Raw genomic sequence first — 16,692 nt, 5'->3', positions numbered from 1 at the left:
CGCCGGACGGAGCGGTGGGAACGCGGGGATGCGGCGGGTCGGAAGCTTGCCGGAATCGCGTTCCCGACGCCGCTGACGAAAACGAGTCTTGCGCTATGACTTGCGTAAGCCGCGTTCGCCGGCGTGTCGATACCACCGATACGGCGAACGCGGCGGCGGTTGCGATGCGACGATCGAACCGCGCCGATCGGATTGCGCGAACGGAATCCCGTGGCTCACGCCGCGCGCGTCGCCAACGCCGGCGGCACCATCGCCGCGCGCTTCGCCGGGCCGTACACCGCGAGCTGGCCGAGCAGCCACAGGCTCAGCGCGCCCAGCGGCAGGTACAGCGCCGGCAAGCGCGGCAGCTCGTAGTACTTCATCAGCAGCAGGTTGATCGCGAACGCCAGCACCATCCCCAGCACGATGCCGATCGAGGTCAGCAGGAAGTTTTCGGTCTGGAAGTAGCGCAGGATCTGCCCGCGGGTGGCGCCGAGCGCGCGGCGCACGCCGATCTGCTTGGTCCGCTGCTGCACCCAGAAGCTGGCGAGGCCGACGATGCCCAGCGCGGTGACGATCAGCAGCGCCACGCACACCGCGCCGAGCAGCCACACCATCGCGTGGTCGGTGCGCTTGAACTCCGCGGCCATGGCCTCGACGGTCTTGTTGTCCTTGGACAGGATGCGCTGCGGGCCGTTCTTGATCAGCGCCTCGCCGGCGGCCTTGAGCACTTCCTCGCGGCGCGACGGGTCGGTCACCCGCAGCAGATACAGCCCGTTGTTGTAGTCCACGCGGGAGGGATAGACCACCGAGAAATCCGCCGAGGCCGGGCCGTTGAACTCGTTGGGCCGCATCAGGTGCTCGACCACGCCGATCACCCGGATGCCCTCGTTGTCGCCGACGTAGAACGGACGGCCGAGCGGATCCTGGCCGGGGAAGATCTTGTCGGCCAGCGCCTTGGTGATGAGCGCGACCGGCACCGGCGCGGCGCCGGGCTTGATCCGCTCCGACAGCGGCACGATTTCGTCCTCGCGGAAATTGCGCCCCGCGATCAGCTTCATCCCCATCGTGTCCAGCGTCTGGGTTTCGGCGTAGAACACGCCGACGCTGGCGGTTTCCAACTGCTGGTTCGGCTTCGGGCCGACGCCGGAGTTCCACGCCGAATCGCCGTAGCGCACCTGGTTGGAGACCGTCGCCGAGCGCACGCCCGGCAGCGCGCGCAGCACGGCCAGGTCGCCGCGGGTCAGCGCGTCGGTGTCCTTGTTGGTGCTGATGTCGGTGATGCGCAGCGCCACCAGTTCGTTCTCCGCCATGCCGCTGGGCCGTTGCAGGCGGGCGACGCGGTTCTGGATCAGGAACAAGGCGTTGCAGATGATCGCGCAAGTCAGCGCGACCTCGAACACGATCAGCGCGGCGGCGGTCTTGTGGCGACGCAGGGTGGTCAGGATCGGACGGATGTCCATGCGGGCCTCATTGGCTCTTGAGCTGGATGGCGGGCGTCACCTGGCAAGCGCGCCAGGCCGGCAACAGCCCGGCGAGCACGCTGGCGGCGACGGCCAGAACGAAGGTGGTGGCGAGCATGGTCGGGTCCAGCTTGGCCAGCCCGGCGTAGCCGACCGACTGCTGGCGCACCGCCCACAAGCCGAACTGCGCCAGCAGCAAGCCGAGCAGGCCGCCGGCCAGGCCGATGCTGCCGGCTTCGACCAGGCACTGGGCGAAGATCGCGCGCTTGGGCGCGCCGAGTGCGCGGCGTACGCCGATCTCGCCGGAGCGGCGCAGGAACTTGGCCAGCAGCAAGCCCACGGTGTTGAGCAGGCACACCGCGAGGAAGCCGAACGCCAGCCACATCTGCAGGCGCACGTCGGCCGGGACCACGCGCTTGTAGGCCAGCCACTCCATCACGTTGTCGAGCTTGGCCGCGGTGGGGCGCACGTAGATGCCGGCGGCGCGCTGCTGGGCGACGTAGTTGTCCAGGTAGCGGCGGTACGCGGCGGTCTTCTCCGGCGTGTTCAACTGCACCCAGTACTGCATCCAGATGCACTTGGCGTTGCTATCGCGGTTTTTCTCCGGCAGTTCGCTGCTGTCGCCCCAGCAGCTGATGCTGCCTTGCGGGGCCATGCGCATGTCGCGCGAGCTGTTGAACGGCACGAACAACTGCTCGGACTCGCCGAAGCCGCGCTCCATGGTGAGGTCGTAGAAGTTGGGCTGCGGATGCCAGTCGTCGATCACGCCAATCACGCGCAGCTCGTAGTTGTCGGCCCAGATCGTCTTGCCGACGCTGTTCGCGCCGCCGAACAAGCGCTCGTTGAGCTTCTTGCCGATCACCGCCACGCGCGCGCGGCTGGCGTCGTCCTTGGCGGTCCACGGCGCGCCGTACACGAACGGCACCTGGAACATCGGGAAGAAATCGGCCGAGGCGAAGCGCGAGTTTTGGCGGAACGCGGGCAGGTTGTCGCGGCGCGGTTCGATCGCGACGTTGCCGCCGGTCATCAGCGCCTGACGGTCGCCGCGCGCGTCGCGCAGCAGCGCCTGCGCGTCCAGGCGCGACAGCGCGTCCGGCGGTTCGGCGCCGGGGATGTAGCCGGTCATCGACTGCGGGTCCAGACGCGGCTGATACAGGTTCTGGCTGTGGCCCGGCAGCGGATCGCCGGACAGCACGTAGAACACGGTGAGCGTGGTCATCGCCGCGCCGATGCCGAGCGCGATGGCGAGCACCATCAGCGCGGTCAGCACCTTGTTGCGCTTGAAGCTGCGCAAGGCGAGCTGCAGGTAGTAAGCGAACTGGCTGTTGCCGGACATGGGCGCGGCCTCAGGCGGTGGCGGCGTCGGCCGCGGCGGCGATGGCCGAGGCGCGGACCAGACTCGGCTCGGCCTTCAGATCGGTGGCCATGCCGTCGACGATGTGGACGTTGCGCTGCGCGCGCGCGGCCAGTTCCGGATCGTGGGTGACCATGACGATGGTGGTGCCCTGGCCGTTGATCTCCTCCAGCAGTTCCATCACCCCGCGCGCCATTTGCGAATCCAGGTTGCCGGTGGGTTCGTCGGCCAGCAGCAGGCGCGGCGAACCGGCCAGCGCGCGCGCGATCGCTGCGCGCTGCTGCTGGCCGCCGGACAGCTCGGTCGGGTAGTGGCGCATGCGCGAACCCAGGCCGACCTGAGTCAGCGCCTGCTCGATGCGCTGGCGGCGTTCGGCCGCGCCCATGCGCCGGTAGCGCAGCGGCACGTCGCAGTTGTCGAACAGGTTGAGGTCGGGGATCAGGTTGAAGCTTTGGAAGATGAAGCCGATCTTCTGGTTGCGCAGGCGCGAGCGCGCGTCGTCGGACAAGCCGCGCACGTCCTCGCCGTCGAGCTTGTATTCGCCGCCGGTGAAGGTTTCCAGCAGGCCGGCGATGTTGAGGAAGGTGGTCTTGCCCGAACCCGAGGGCCCGGTCACGGCGACGAATTCGCCGTCGCGCACGTGCAGGTCCAGCGAGCGCAGCGCGTGCGTCTCGACGAGTTCGGTGCGGTAGACCTTGGTGACCTGGCGCATCAGCAGCATGGCGGTGTCCTTGGAGCGGAGATTGGGAATTCGGGAGTCGGGATCGGTTGGAGCGGCGGCGCGGTTACCGGTACGTCGTCCCCGCGCAGGCGGGGAGCCAGGGCTTCATCGCTGCACGAACGCGAAGCCTCTGGATCCCCGCCTGCGCGCGGACGGCGTGCCGATCGGCGCGCGGCGAGCGCGGCATGCCGGGCCGGCTCAACGCACCGAGAACATCGGCAGCGCGATCGCGCTGACGAAACGCAGGCGCGCGGAGCGCTTGGGCGCGGCGGTGTCGGCGTTGGCGCTGCGCCGATCGTCGCGAGCGAAGTCGATCAGCTGATGCAGGCGCAGCGGGACCGCGTCGGCGAGTTCCTGGGCGTTCCAGCGGGGGGCGAAGTCGTAGGCGTTGGCGGCGTTCATGGGGATCATTCTCCGGAGATGCGGACGGTTTCGGCGTTGGCGAACTGATCGGCGCCGGAGACGACGACGCGTTCTCCCGGCTGCAGACCTTCGAGGATTTCCACTTGGCTCAAGCTGCTCGCGCCGGTGCGGATGGCGCGGCGGGTGGCGATGCCGCCGGACACGACGTAGGCGTTGCGGCCGCCGTCTTGTTCCAGGAACGGCCCGCGCTCGACCATGAGCGCGTTGCGGCGGGTGTCGAGCACGATGCGCGCGCTCAAGCGCTGGTTCTGGCGCAGCGCCGGCGGTTGCTTGCCGTCGAAGCGCAGGCGGCTGGCGACTTCGCCGGACACCACTTCCGGCGACACCGCCGAGATCTTCGCCGCGTAGCTGCGGCCGTCGTTGCCGGCGATCTGCGCCGGCATGCCGATGGCCAGATCGCGGGCGAAGCTTTCCGGCACCTTGATCTCGACCTCGAACACGCCCAGGTCGACCACGCTCAGCACCGGATCGTTGATGGCGACGTTGGCGCGCTGAGCGACCTGGACTTGACCGACCTGCCCGTCGAACGGCGCGCGCAAGGTCAACGCATCGACCTGACGCTGCGCTTCGGCGACGATCGCGCGCTGACGCTGCGCCAGCAGGCGCTTGTTGCGCGCGTCGAGCGCGGCGCTGCGGTCCTGGCGGCCGACGCCGTCGCGGGCGTGGCTCAGGCCGATCTCGGTCTTCTTCAGTTCGTCCTCGGCCTTGGCCACGTCGACCTTGGCCACCGCGCCGCCGGCGAAGGCGCGGTTGTAGCGCTCCAGGTCGCGCTCGGCGGCGGTGCGGTCGATGCGCGCCTGATCGAGTTCCTTGCGCGCGTTGGAGCGCGCCAGTTCGCCGTCGAGTTCGGCGCGGCTGGCCTCGGCTTCCAGGCCGGCGAGGGTGGATTGTTCCTGCGCCAGCTTGCTGCGCAGTTCGGGGCTGTCGATCTCGGCCAGCACCTGACCCTTGCGCACCGCGTCGCCGGCGACGACCTTCAGATCGACCGAGCCGCCGGCGATGGCGTACAGCACCGGGCTGTTGGCGGCGATCACGCGGCCGTCGGCGGCGATGTCGCGGGTCAGGTCGCCGCGCTTCACTTCGGCGATGCGCACGCGCTCGGCCGAGAACGAAGCGCCGCCCGCGGCCCAGCCCGACGCGACCCAGGCGCCGGCGCCGAGCACGACCGCGCCGACCGCCGCGGCCAGCGCCCACTGCCGGCGGCGCCGGCCCTGTTGGGCGGCGGGGGCGACGGCGTGGTCTTGGGCGGAGGTGTCGCGGATGCTCATCGGGGCGCTCGGCAAGGGGTCTCTGCCCAATACCAAGCACGATGCGTGCCAACTTTAACTATTTGATTTTAAAGGGCGGGCATCCGCGTCCGGGCGTCCGTTCGTCCGGACAGCGCGTCCGCGCGGACACCGCGGCGACCGCCGCGCCGTTAGAATGCGGTCACACTTTCTTGGACGCCTTCCAGCATGTGCGGAATCGTAGGAGCGATCGCCGATCGCGATGTGGTGCCGGTCCTGATCGACGGCTTGAAGCGTCTGGAATACCGCGGTTACGACTCGGCGGGCATCGCCGTGTTCGACGGCTCGACGCTGCGCCGGGTGCGCCGCACCGGGCGCGTGGCGGAGATGGAGGCGGCGGCGCAGGCGGAAGCCTTCAGCGCGCAGATCGGCATCGGCCACACGCGCTGGGCGACGCACGGCGGCGTGACCGAGGCCAACGCCCACCCGCACATCAGCTTCGGCGAACTGGCGGTGGTGCATAACGGCATCATCGAGAACCACGACGAGCAGCGCGAGCGCTTGCGCGCGGCCGGTTACAGCTTCGAGTCGCAGACCGACACCGAAGTGATCGCGCACTTGATCCATTCGTACCTCAAGCAAGGCCACGACCTGCTGGTGGCGGTGCAATCGGCGGTGCGCGAACTGGTCGGCGCTTACGCGATCGCCGTGGTCAGCCTGAAGGAGCCCGGCCGCTTGATCGCCGCGCGCATGGGTTGCCCGCTGCTGGTCGGCCTGGGCGAGGGCGAGAACTTCGTCGCCAGCGACGTGTCGGCGATCGTGCAGGCGACGCGCCGGGTGATCTTCCTGGAAGAGGGCGACACCGCCGAAATCACCCGCGCCGCGGTGCGGGTGTTCGACGCGCAGGGCGTCGAGATCGAGCGCGAGGTGCATCTGTCGGACGTGTCGCTGGCCTCGCTGGAGCTGGGCCCGTACCGCCACTTCATGCAGAAGGAAATCCACGAGCAGCCGCGCGCCATCGCCGACACCATCGAGGCGGTGATGGACAACAACGGCTTCAGCGCGTCGCTGTTCGGGGCCAAGGCCGAAGAGGTGTTCGCCGAGGTCGAAGGCGTGCAGATCCTGGCCTGCGGCACCAGCTATTACGCGGGTTTGACCGCGCGTTACTGGATCGAAGCCATCGCCGGCCTGCCGTGCCAGGTCGAGATCGCCAGCGAATACCGCTACCGCGCAGCGGTGGCGAATCCGAAGCAGCTGATCGTGACGATTTCGCAGTCCGGCGAAACCCTGGACACGATGGAAGCGCTGAAGTACGCCAAGTCGCTGGGCCACCAGAAGACCTTGTCGATCTGCAACGTGCCCGAGAGCGCGATCCCGCGCGCGAGCCAACTGGTGTACTACACCCGCGCCGGCGCCGAGATCGGCGTGGCCTCGACCAAGGCCTTCACCACCCAGTTGGTGGCGCTGTTCACCCTGACCGCGACCCTGGCCAAACTGCGCGGCGCGCTCAGCGACGAACAGGAAGCCGAGTACCTCGACGCGCTGCGCCACCTGCCGGGCAGCGTGCAACACGCGCTGAACCTGGAGCCGCAGGTCGCCGGCTGGGCCGAGCGTTTCGCGCCCAAGCACCACGCGCTGTTCCTGGGCCGCGGCGTGCATTACCCGATCGCGCTGGAAGGCGCGCTCAAGCTCAAGGAAATCTCCTACATCCACGCCGAGGCGTACCCGGCGGGCGAGCTCAAGCACGGCCCGCTGGCGCTGGTGGACGCGGCGATGCCGGTGGTGGTGATCGCGCCGAACGACAAGCTGCTGGAGAAGGTGAAGTCGAACATCCAGGAAGTGCGCGCGCGCGGCGGCGAGATGTTCGTGTTCGCCGACCTGGACAGCCACTTCGGCGAATCCGATCAGGTGCACGTGATCCGCACCCCGCGCCACGTCGGCGTGCTGTCGCCGGTGGTGCATGCGATTCCGGTGCAGTTGCTGGCGTACCACGCGGCGTTGGCGCGCGGGACGGATGTGGATAAGCCGCGCAATTTGGCCAAGGCGGTTACGGTGGAGTAAGCCGCCGCGGCGCAACCGGGTGAGCCGGTTTTGCCGCATCCTGCGGGTTGGACAGGGACGAGGCGAGGGGATCGCCGGGAGCGGGCAATGGAATCGGGCAGGCGCAATCGCCGCGCAAACGCGCTGTGGATCGCGGTTCCGCTGCTGCTGGCGGCGGGCGCGGCGGGTGTATGGATGCATGGGCGCGAGCGCCCCGCCGGGCGCAGCGACGGCGCCGATACGCAGGCCGCCGCAGAGTCCGCGACGGCTGCGGGAACCTCCGCGCACGCGGCCGCGACGCACCCGTCGCCGCTGCCGCGAGGCCGTTTCCAGGACATCCGCGCCGAACTGGAAGCGCGCGCTCGCGCCGGCGACGCGCAGGCCGCCTATCGGCTCGGCGAAGTCCTGGGCCGGTGCCGCAACTATCAGCCGATCGCTGGCGGCGAGTTCACCGAGATGCTCGCCCGCGCGATAGCCAACGGCGGAACTTACCTGCGCATCGGCGGGCGCAGCGTGGACGATCCGCAACTGCTCGACGTGATGCTGTACTCGAAGGACAGGGCCGATGCGGTCTGCGGCGACGTCGGCGACCTGTCCGGCGCGGTGCGCGCGGGCGACGCGCGCGCGTGGCTGGAACTGGCGGCCGAACGGGGACATGCGCGCGCGATGGTCGACTACGGCGAGTTCGCGTTCGAAGACCTGCCCACCGACGGCGACCTGCTCGACCACGCCGACGAAGTGGCGCGCCGGCGCGAACTCGCCCGCGCTTATCTGCGGCGCGCGTTCGAAGCGGGCGAGCCCGAATCGTTGCTGGCGCTGGCCGCCGCGCACGGCAACAAGCCCTATCTGGGGCGCGACGCGGCCGAGGCCGCGGCCTATTTCAAGGCGTACCGCGGCACCGATGCCGGGCGCAGGATGCCGGCCGGCGTGCTCAGCTTCATCGAACAACAGCTGGCGCCACCGGGCGACGCGCGACAGACGGCCGACGTCGAGCGGCGCGCCGCGCAGATCCTGCAGGCGTTCCAGCAGCGCAGGGCGCCGCGATGAAGCGCGCGGCGATAGCGGCGACGGCGCTGGCGTGCGCGGGCTTGGCGGCGCTGGCGTGGTGGTTCGCGCGCGCCGGCGCGGGGGATCGTGGCGCGTCGGCGCCGGTGTCGGCGCAGACGGCGACGGTGGGGGCGAGTCCCGCGCCGCGCGCGCAGGACTCCGCGGCCGAACTGCGCCGGCGCCTGTCCGCGCTTCCCGCGTCGTCGCCGGCGATGCTGGCCGAATTCGAGCGCCAACAGGCCGAAACGATGGCGCGCGATCCGTCGCAGCGCCGATGGATGCTGCCGATCGACCGGGTCTACCCCGAATTGCTCGCGGCCGCGCGCGGGGGCGATCTCGCCGCCGCCTCGGTGCTGGGCCAGCGCTTGAGCGGTTGCCAGCGCACCTTGCAGGACGCCTCGCCGGCGAAGCTTCTGGAGAAACTGGATATGGTTCTGGCGGGTGAACCAGATCCGCAGGCCGACCCGAATTCGCGCGAGCGCCAGGCCAACCTGCGTCGGCAGTTCGCCGAGGATGTGGAACGTCACGACGCCTGCGAGCGCGTCGGCCGCGCCGCGCTGGACGAGGGCATGACCTGGCTCGAGCAAGCCGGGCGAGGCGACGCGAACGGCGCCCGGCTGGCTTATGTCAGCGCCTGGACGCAGCAGGGCGGAGGCGACCGCGACGCCCTGATCGCCGACATCGAGCGGATCGCCGCGCGCCGCGCATTGGCGCGCGAATGGCTGGAGCAGGGCCGCACCGCCGGCGAGGAACAGGCGCTGGATCTGTACGTCGACGCCTACGCCGGCCAAAACGGTTTGTATGCGCGCGATCCGCTGCAGGAGCAGGCCTATCGCTACGCGCGCGATCTGGTCCGCGGGCGCCGCACCGGCGAATTCGATGCGCTCTGGTCCGACGGCCCGCGCCGTTACGGGACCGAGCTGACCTCCGCGCAATGGGAAGCCGCCGAAGCGCAGGGGCGCGGCATCTTCAAGCAGTACTACGAAGCGCGTCCGGCGTGGCGCCATGGCCCGCCGCCGCGGCTGCCAACGCAGGGACGCTGAGCGGCGGCGCTCGCGCGCTTCGTCGCGGCTTCGGTCCGCTGAGATCGCGCGATAGGACGGTCGCTTCGCAACGACGCCCGCCGGCATACCCGGCGAGCGGATTCGAGCAGGGCTCGACGGCGCGGATGGGCGCGTAGGTTCGGCGCCGCGTGCATCGGCTCGCAGCGCTTCGGCGCAAGGCAAAAGCAAAATGGGTTCCGGCTTTCGCCGGAATGACGGCAAGAAGGAAACGCGGCTACTCGCCGTCGCGACCTTGACCTCCGTCATTCCGGCGAAAGCCGGAACCCATTTTTTTCCCTGTTTCGTCCCCACGCCGCATCGACGCAGAAGGCAATCGCCAACGAACAGTCGCGCTGGTTCGCGTCCCCGATTCGCCCCCGCCGATGCCGCCACGCTGCCGCCGATACGTCGCCGCGGATGCCACCCGATGCCGCAACCGTGACCGCGCTCCCCTCGCATGTTGCACTGCAGCTTGCGAGCCTTGGTCGTATAGATAGTATTTATCATACAAATCGCGCACGGCGGCCCGGAACCCCCGGCGCCCGGGTGCGCTTGCGGGGACCGCGGCAGGGGGCCGCGATCCGCGTCGACCAACGCATCCAACACCGCTGTCTGTGGGGACCAGGTAATGCATCGATCAGCACTCGCCGTTTCCGTCCGCAACGCGCTTTTGTTCATGCTCGCCGTATCCGGCGGCGGGATTCACGCCGCAATGGCCCAGGAAGCCGGCGCACCGGCCGCCGCGGCCGAAGACGCATCGAAAGACCCGACCACGCTCGGCGCCGTGGTCGTCAGCGGCACCCGCGCCAGCATCCAGAAATCGCAGGCGCTCAAGCAGGACGCCGTCGGCACCGTCGATGCGGTGTCGGCCGAGGACGTGGGCAAGTTCCCCGACCAGAACGTGGCCGATTCGCTGCAACGCATCGCCGGCGTATCGGTCGACCGCTCCGGCGGCGAAGCGCGCTACATCACCGTGCGCGGCTTCGGCCCGGAGTTCAACACGGTGTTGCTCAACGGCCGCACCATGGCGACCGAGAACGCCGGCCGCGAATTCAGCTTCGACGTGCTGCCGTCGGAACTGATCAGCACCGCCGAGGTGTTCAAGACCTCGCAGGCCAACCTCAGCGAAGGCGGCATCGGCGCGACCGTCAACATCAAGACCCGCCGCCCGCTCGACGACAAGGGCTTCCACATCGCCGGCAGCGTTTCGGCGGTGGACGACAGCATGTCGGGCAAGACCAAGCCCAAGATCTCGGGGCTGATCAGCGACACCAACGCCGACGGCACCTTCGGCGCCTTGCTCGGCTTCGTGCGCTACCAGCGCGACCACACCAGCGAAACCATCGACGACGAAGGCTGGCTGACCGGCACCAACGGCATCAACGGCGTCGGCGGCCTCAACAACATCGCGGTGCCGCGCACCATCCAGTACAAGGTCAACCAGGAAAGCCGCACCCGCACCGGCGTCAACGCCGCGCTCGACTGGCTGCCGGCCGAGACGGTGCGGGTGACGATGGACGCGATGTACTCCAAGTACGAAATCGACTCGCGCGTCAACGCCTTCGGCCTGTTCACCGACCCGGCGGACGTACAGTCGGTCACCGCCGACGGCAACGGCACCGCCACTTCGTTCGTGCGCGGCAACACCGGCGGCCTCGCCAACGACCACATCGTCTCGTCGAGCCCGCGCAACTCGGTCAATCAGCAGGTCGGCGTCAACGTCGACTGGAGTTTGAGCGACCAGACCTCGCTGAACTTCGACGGCTCTTACTCCAAGGCCGAGGAAAACAGCGGCGGCAAGGGCTATTTCATGGTGCTCGGCGCGCGCAACGTCGGCGTCAATCCGACCTGGAACCTCAATCCGGGCGGCTTCCCCAGCTACAGCCACTTGTTGCCGACCACCGACACCTCCGACCTGCGCGCGCACTTCGTCGACCGTGAGGGCGACGACCGCAGCGACGAACTGTACGAAGGCAAGCTCAGCCTGACCCGCAATTTCCTCGAAGGCACGCTGTCGCAGCTGCAGTTCGGCGTGTCCGGGTCGAAGCGGACCAAGGGCAGCGTGTCCGTGCGCACGTCCGACAGCGACCTCAACTGCGTCTACTGCGGCTATGCGGTGCGCGTGCCGGGCAGCTTGGCCAGCGTGTTCGGCGCCGGTTCGCTGGTGGACGGCGCCTCGCGCGGCGGCCCGACCCAGTGGCTGAGCTTCGATCCGCAAGCCTATTTCGACTATCTCTCCAGCCCGGCGGCCTACAACCAGTTCGCGCCCGGCGGCGAGTTCTACGATCCCAACGACCCCAACCGCGCCCAGCGCATCGCCGATGCGCTGAGCAAGTACGGCGGCTACACCGCCATCCCGGTGCCGCAGAGCCGCTGGCAGGTCGAGGAGAAATCGTACTCGGCCTTCGCCCAGGCCAATTTCGAGAACAGCTTCCGCGGCATGCCGTGGACGCTCAACCTCGGCGTGCGCTTCGTCAAGACCGACGCGGCCTCGCGTGCGGTGTCCTCGCAGGTGGAGTCGATCACCGGCACGCCGGGCGATCCGACCAACGCCCAGGTGCACTTCACTGCGCCGATCCCGATCCAGAACAGCACCAGCTACCAAGACTGGCTGCCGTCGATGAACTTCCGCATCAACGTGCGCGACAACGTGGTCCTGCGCGCCTCGGCCTCCGAGACGCTGACCCGGCCGACCCTCACCAGCCTGCGCATCAGCGAGGACATCGGCGTGCGTCCGCCGGGCCCGGGCTCGATCAACACCGGCAACATCGACCTCAAGCCGTACAAGGCGCGCAACTACGACCTCGGCGCGGAGTGGTACATCAACGACACCAGCTATCTGGGGCTGGCGGGCTTCTACAAGAAGGTCGAAAACTTCGTCACCAACGTCACCCGCCCGACCACGATCCAGGGCTATCCGTTCCTGGAAACCTTGCCGGTCAACGCCAACACCGCGGTGGTCAAGGGCGCGGAGCTGTCGTTCCAATACACCTTCGATCGCCTGCCGGCGCCGTTCGACGGCCTCGGCGTGCAGGCCAACTACACCTACGTCGACAGCAAGCAGAGTTTCGATCCGTCCATCGCCACCGGCCAGTTCGCGGTGGTGGGATTGGCCAACTCGGGCAACCTGATCGTGTTCTACGAAAAGGGGCCGGTAAGCTTCCGCGCCGCCTACAACTGGCGCGACGAGTACCTCGCGGCGGTGCGCGGTTCGCAAGGCGAGCCGACCACGGTCGAGCCGTACGGGCAGATCGATCTGAGCGGCAGCTACAAGCTCAACGAGCATGTCTCGCTGTTCGCCGAAGCCACCAACGTCAACAACGAAACCGAAGCGGCGTATTCGCGCTACGCCAACCGCGTGCAATGGGTGGCGGCGAACGGGCGCGCGCTGTCGTTCGGGATCCGCGGTTCATGGTGACGGTTACGATCGCGCGATGGCGCCGGGCCGGCCGCGCGCTGGCCGCGGCCGCGGCGCTGTGCCTGGCCGGTTCCGCGCTCGCGGCGGAACCGGTCGCGGAGTGGGAGCGGCCGGACATCAACCAGATCCATCGCGAACCGATGCGCGCGACGGGCTTCCCGTTCGAGTCGGTCGAACTGGCCAAGGCCGGCAAGCCGGCCGGCTCGCGCTACTTCCTCGATCTCGACGGCGATTGGCGCTTCGCGTTCGCGCCCAGCGTGGATCGGCGCCCGCGCGATTTCTTCCGCGACGATTTCGACGCCTCGGCGTGGAAGACGATCCCGGTGCCGTCGATGTGGCAGGCGCAGGGCTACGGCCAGCCGCTGTACAACAACATCGCGTACCCCTTTCCGGCCAATCGGCCGTTCATCCCGCACGAGATCAACTCGGTCGGTTCGTATCGGCGCGAGTTCGATCTGCCGCAAGGTTGGGACGGCCGCCGCGTGCTGTTGCACATCGGCGCGGCCGGCGCGGCCTATTACGTATGGGTCAACGGCCGTCAGGTCGGCTACAGCGAAGACTCCAAGCTGCCGGCCGAGTTCGACGTCACCGCCGCGCTGCGTCCCGGCAAGAACAACGTGTCGATCCAGGTCTATCGCTGGTCCGACGGCAGTTACCTGGAAGACCAGGATTTCTGGCGAGTCAGCGGCATCGAGCGCGGCGTCTACCTGCTGGCGCCGCCGCCGACCTGGATCCGCGATTTCTTCGCCCAGGCCGGGCTCGATGCCGGTTACCGCAACGGCGTGTTGAACCTGGATCTGAGCGTCGTCGGCGGCGACGGCGCGGCCACGGTCAAGGCCAGCGTGCTCGACGGCGAGCGCAGCGTGTTCAGCCGCGAAGCCGCGGTGCCGGCGTCGGCGCAGGTGCGCGAACTCAGCGTGTCCGGCGAGATCGCCGATGTGCGCGCGTGGTCGGCGGAAACGCCGAACCTGTACACGCTGCTGCTGGAACTGCGCGATGCGCGGGGACGGTTGTTGCAAGCCACCGCGACGAGAATCGGCTTCCGCACCGTCGAGGTGAAGAACAGCCAAGTCCTGGTCAACGGCCGCGCGATCAAGATCCGCGGGGTCAACCGCCACGAGCACGATCCGCACACCTTCCACGTGATCTCGGAAGCCTCGATGCGGCGCGACATCGAGCTGATGAAACTCAGCAACATCAACGCGGTGCGCACTTCGCACTATCCCAACGCCGAGCTGTGGTATGCCTTGGCCGACGAATACGGCCTGTACGTGATGGACGAGGCGAACATCGAATCGCACCGCTACATGCAGCTCGGCGACGAGGGCATGCGGCCGCGCGACAAGGTCCAGATCGGCTACGACCCCCAGTGGCGCCAGGCCCATCTGGAGCGGGTCCAGCGCATGGTCGAGCGCGACAAGAACCACCCCTCGGTGGTGTTCTGGTCGCTCGGCAACGAAGCCGGCACCGGCCCTAACTTCGCCGACGCGGCCGCTTGGGTGCATGCGCGCGACAAGACCCGGCTGTTGAGCTACCTCGGGCAGGGCACGCTGTATTCGCAGCACCGGGTGGAACCGTACGTGGATTTCTACGCGCCGATGTACGACTCGGTCGAGCGCATCGTCGATTACGCGACCAACCCCGACTATCCGGCCAAGCCGCTGATCCTGTGCGAGTACGCGCATGCGATGGGCAACAGCCTGGGCGACCTCAAGCGCTACTGGGACGCGATCTACGCCCACGACCGCTTGCAAGGCGGCTTCATCTGGGACTGGGTCGATCAGAGCATGATCAAGACCGGCGCCGACGGCAGCCCGTTCTGGGCCTACGGCGGCGACTACGGCCCGAATCCTTCCGGCAATGATGCGATCGAGTTCGGCGACGGACTGCTGCAGTCCGACCGCACGCCCAATCCGCATTGGTACGAACTGGTGAAGGTGTACGCGCCGGTGCAGTTCGAAGCCGCGGATGCGGCGGCCGGGCGCTTCGTGGTGCGCAACCGCAACAACTTCGTCAGCCTCGAAGGCTACGACTTCGACTGGTTGCTGCGCGAGAACGGCAAAGTCGTCGCGCAGGGCGCCGGCCCGGCGCTGAAGACGCCGGCCGACAGCGCCGAGACCGTCGATTTCGCCTTGCCCAAGTTCGCGCGCAAGCCCGGCGCCGAGTACTTCCTGACCTTGCGCGCCCGCGCGCGCGCCGGTGCGGTGCCGCTGGTGCCGGCGGGGCAGGTGATGGCTTGGGATCAGTTCGCGCTGTCGCCCGCGCCGTCGTCGCTGCCGGCCATCGCGGCCAAGGGACCGGAGGTGAGCATCGCCGATTCGGCGCGGACCGCGACGCTGCGCGCCGCCGGCGCCGAGCTCAGCGTGGATCGCGCCAGCGGGCAGATCCAGCGCTACGCCGTCGGCGGCGAAACCCTGCTCAGCGGCGGCACGCCGAACTTCTGGCGCGCGCCGACCGACAACGACATCGGCACCGGCCTGTTCGCCGGCCATCAGATATGGAAGGCGCTGTCGCAATCGCGGCGGGTGCGCGCGGTGACGGTGGAGCGGGCCGAGGACGGCGCGGCGCGGATCAAGGTCGGCTTCGACCTCGGCGGCGACGAGCAGCCCGATGTTCGCTTCGATGTCGCCTACACGCTGCAGCGCGATGGGTCGGTCGCGGTCGTCGCCGACTTCGTTCCGGTCTACGCCGGCCTGCCCGATCCGCTGCGGCTGGGAATGATGTTCGCCATGCCGAGCCGGATCACCGAGCTGAGCTGGTACGGCCGCGGCCCGCACGAAACGTACGCCGACCGCTACGGCAGCGGCGAGATCGGCGTGTACGCCGGCAAGATCGCCGAGCAGAACCACGACTACATCCGTCCGCAGGAAACCGGCAACAAGGTCGGCGTGCGCTGGATGACATTGACCCCGCAGCAGGGCGCCGGCTTGAAGGTGGTCGCCGCGAAGCCGCTGTCGGTGAACGCGCTGGCGTTTCCGTACTCCGACCTGGACCGCAAGCCCGTGGGCCAGGCGCACAGCAACGACATCCGTCCGCGCGAACAGGTAACGCTGATGATCGACGAACGCCAGATCGGCGTCGGCGGCGACGATCAATGGAGCAAGTGGGGTCAGCCGCATGCGCCTTACCGCATCGCGCTGGCGCCGACGCGTTACGAATTCCGTTTGCAGCCGGCGACGGCGTCCGAGGAAACGCAACCATGAGCGAGCAATCCGCATCGTCCGCTTCGGCGCGGCGACTGGCCGGCAAGAAGGTGCTGGTGTCCGGCGCCGCCAACGGCATCGGCGCGGCCATCGCGCGGCTGTTCGTCGCCCACGGCGCGCGCGTGGCCGGCTACGACCGCGCTGAGGCCGCGACGGACGGCGCCTGCGAATGGTTCGCGACCGGCGATGTCGCCGACGCCGGCGCGGTCGCCGCCTTCGTCGACGAGGCGGCGCGCCGGCTCGGCGGCATCGACGTGGTGGTCAACAACGCCGGCGTGGACGTGTTCTGCGATCCGCTGACCCTGGCTGCCGACGACTGGTGGCGCAACCTCGCGATCAACCTCGGCGGCGCCTGGAATTTCAGTCAGGCGGCGCTGCCGTGGATGCTCGAACGCGGCGCCGGCTCGGTGATCAACATCGCCTCGGTGCACGGGCACAAGATCATTCCCGGTGCGTTCCCTTATCCGGTGGCCAAGCACGCGCTGATCGGGCTGACCAAGGCGCTGGGCCTGGAATACGCCGCGCGCGGCCTGCGCTTCAATTCGATTTCGCCGGGGCTGATCCTGACCGAGCGGATCGAGCGCTGGCTGGACGCGCAGCCCGATCCCGACGCCGCGCGCCGCCGCCAGACCGAACTGCTGCCGCCCAAGCGCATCGGCGAGCCGGACGAGGTGGCCTACACCGCGCTGTTCCTGGCCAGCGACGAAGCGCGCTTCATCAACGCCGCCGACATCGTCATCGACGGCGGCCGCACCCAGCTCTATCACGAATGACC

The 16,692-nt window shown here is 68.8% G+C and carries 11 protein-coding genes; 6 read left to right on the top strand and 5 right to left on the bottom strand.

Going from position 1 to position 16,692, the window contains the following annotated elements; genetic code table 11:
* Window positions 1–215 precede the first annotated feature (215 nt).
* From J5226_RS00770 to J5226_RS00750, 5 genes are all read right to left on the bottom strand, one after another.
* A complete protein-coding gene (locus J5226_RS00770) occupies window positions 216–1,442 on the bottom strand; it encodes an FtsX-like permease family protein (RefSeq protein WP_215837957.1) in 1,227 nt (408 codons plus the stop codon).
* Window positions 1,443–1,449: 7 nt separating this feature from the next.
* Window positions 1,450–2,778, bottom strand: a complete 1,329-nt coding sequence (locus J5226_RS00765; protein WP_215837956.1) for an ABC transporter permease — start codon at window positions 2,776–2,778, stop codon at window positions 1,450–1,452.
* A 10-nt stretch (window positions 2,779–2,788) separates the two neighbouring features.
* Window positions 2,789–3,517, bottom strand: coding sequence for an ABC transporter ATP-binding protein (locus J5226_RS00760; protein WP_215837955.1), 729 nt, complete (start codon window positions 3,515–3,517; stop codon window positions 2,789–2,791).
* 198 nt (window positions 3,518–3,715) lie between these two features.
* Window positions 3,716–3,919, bottom strand: coding sequence for a hypothetical protein (locus tag J5226_RS00755; protein ID WP_215837954.1), 204 nt, complete (start codon window positions 3,917–3,919; stop codon window positions 3,716–3,718).
* 5 nt (window positions 3,920–3,924) lie between these two features.
* On the bottom strand, window positions 3,925–5,208 hold the full coding sequence (locus J5226_RS00750; protein WP_215837953.1) for an efflux RND transporter periplasmic adaptor subunit: 1,284 nt from the start codon (window positions 5,206–5,208) through the stop codon (window positions 3,925–3,927).
* Between the two features lie 186 nt (window positions 5,209–5,394).
* Here J5226_RS00750 and glmS point away from each other — a divergent pair, with 186 nt between their 5' ends.
* The 6 genes from glmS (at window position 5,395) to J5226_RS00720 (ending at window position 16,690) form a co-directional block, all read left to right on the top strand.
* Entirely contained in the window at window positions 5,395–7,227 is a 1,833-nt protein-coding gene (gene glmS, locus J5226_RS00745; protein WP_215837952.1) for a glutamine--fructose-6-phosphate transaminase (isomerizing), read from the top strand.
* 87 nt (window positions 7,228–7,314) lie between these two features.
* On the top strand, window positions 7,315–8,253 hold the full coding sequence (locus J5226_RS00740) for a hypothetical protein (protein ID WP_215837951.1): 939 nt from the start codon (window positions 7,315–7,317) through the stop codon (window positions 8,251–8,253).
* On the top strand, window positions 8,250–9,296 hold the full coding sequence (locus J5226_RS00735) for a hypothetical protein (protein ID WP_215837950.1): 1,047 nt from the start codon (window positions 8,250–8,252) through the stop codon (window positions 9,294–9,296). The genes J5226_RS00740 and J5226_RS00735 overlap by 4 nt, the downstream gene beginning before the upstream one ends.
* 676 nt (window positions 9,297–9,972) lie before the next feature.
* Window positions 9,973–12,714 carry a TonB-dependent receptor gene (locus J5226_RS00730; RefSeq protein WP_215837949.1) on the top strand — a complete coding sequence of 914 codons (2,742 nt, stop codon included), beginning with the start codon at window positions 9,973–9,975 and terminating at the stop codon, window positions 12,712–12,714.
* Window positions 12,708–15,917: a glycoside hydrolase family 2 TIM barrel-domain containing protein gene (locus J5226_RS00725; RefSeq protein WP_255322948.1), complete on the top strand. Its 3,210-nt coding sequence runs from the start codon at window positions 12,708–12,710 to the stop codon at window positions 15,915–15,917. The genes J5226_RS00730 and J5226_RS00725 overlap by 7 nt, the downstream gene beginning before the upstream one ends.
* Window positions 15,914–16,690 (top strand): SDR family oxidoreductase, encoded by a 777-nt coding sequence (locus J5226_RS00720; RefSeq protein WP_215837948.1) that lies wholly within the window; start codon window positions 15,914–15,916, stop codon window positions 16,688–16,690. Before J5226_RS00725 ends, J5226_RS00720 begins: the two co-directional genes overlap by 4 nt.
* The last annotated feature ends 2 nt before the right edge of the window (window positions 16,691–16,692 follow it).

It is taken from the genome of Lysobacter sp. K5869 (genome assembly GCF_018847975.1).
In the GTDB taxonomy this organism is placed as follows: domain Bacteria; phylum Pseudomonadota; class Gammaproteobacteria; order Xanthomonadales; family Xanthomonadaceae; genus Lysobacter.
This window is presented reverse-complemented; position numbering and strand designations above follow the sequence as displayed.

What these genes read in the sequence shown, in the direction of transcription:
- J5226_RS00750 (WP_215837953.1), bottom strand. Translation starts at nt 5,208, where the DNA reads ATGAGCATCCGCGACACCTCCGCCCAAGACCACGCCGTCGCCCCCGCC.
- J5226_RS00765 (WP_215837956.1), bottom strand. Translation starts at nt 2,778, where the DNA reads ATGTCCGGCAACAGCCAGTTCGCTTACTACCTGCAGCTCGCCTTGCGC.
- J5226_RS00725 (WP_255322948.1), top strand. Translation starts at nt 12,708, where the DNA reads ATGGTGACGGTTACGATCGCGCGATGGCGCCGGGCCGGCCGCGCGCTG.
- J5226_RS00735 (WP_215837950.1), top strand. Translation starts at nt 8,250, where the DNA reads ATGAAGCGCGCGGCGATAGCGGCGACGGCGCTGGCGTGCGCGGGCTTG.
- J5226_RS00730 (WP_215837949.1), top strand. Translation starts at nt 9,973, where the DNA reads ATGCTCGCCGTATCCGGCGGCGGGATTCACGCCGCAATGGCCCAGGAA.
- J5226_RS00755 (WP_215837954.1), bottom strand. Translation starts at nt 3,919, where the DNA reads ATGAACGCCGCCAACGCCTACGACTTCGCCCCCCGCTGGAACGCCCAG.
- J5226_RS00760 (WP_215837955.1), bottom strand. Translation starts at nt 3,517, where the DNA reads ATGCTGCTGATGCGCCAGGTCACCAAGGTCTACCGCACCGAACTCGTC.
- J5226_RS00720 (WP_215837948.1), top strand. Translation starts at nt 15,914, where the DNA reads ATGAGCGAGCAATCCGCATCGTCCGCTTCGGCGCGGCGACTGGCCGGC.
- glmS (WP_215837952.1), top strand. Translation starts at nt 5,395, where the DNA reads ATGTGCGGAATCGTAGGAGCGATCGCCGATCGCGATGTGGTGCCGGTC.
- J5226_RS00770 (WP_215837957.1), bottom strand. Translation starts at nt 1,442, where the DNA reads ATGGACATCCGTCCGATCCTGACCACCCTGCGTCGCCACAAGACCGCC.
- J5226_RS00740 (WP_215837951.1), top strand. Translation starts at nt 7,315, where the DNA reads ATGGAATCGGGCAGGCGCAATCGCCGCGCAAACGCGCTGTGGATCGCG.